Consider the following 262-nt stretch of genomic DNA (forward strand, 5'->3'; position numbering starts at 1 on the left):
ACTGGAAAAACATTCAGATGTTGATCCCCGCAAACTGCATTTTACCGAGTTGTATGAGTGGGTGTTAGCGCTAGAGGATTTTGATGACGATCCTAAACATTGCAATGAAAAGGAATTAAAAGCTATTCAACAATGCTGGATCGAGGAAAAATAACATCAGTTACTCACCTTGTTGTTGCGGCAACTTGTCCACGAAAAAACTAATTGGTGTGACATCTATCACGCTTATTTGGCTGTAAAATGGGATTTTAGTCGGAGTTTG

General features: G+C 39.3%; 1 protein-coding gene. It reads left to right on the top strand.

Annotated features, from left to right (window positions below; genetic code table 11):
• The first annotated feature begins 1 nt into the window (after window position 1).
• Complete coding sequence (gene iscX, locus B4920_RS26690; protein ID WP_079437600.1) at window positions 2–154, top strand: Fe-S cluster assembly protein IscX; 153 nt, start codon at window positions 2–4, stop codon at window positions 152–154.
• Window positions 155–262 lie beyond the last annotated feature (108 nt).

Origin of the sequence: Zoogloea sp. LCSB751, assembly GCF_002028455.1 — a bacterium.
Classification (GTDB): Bacteria; Pseudomonadota; Gammaproteobacteria; order Burkholderiales; family Rhodocyclaceae; genus Zoogloea.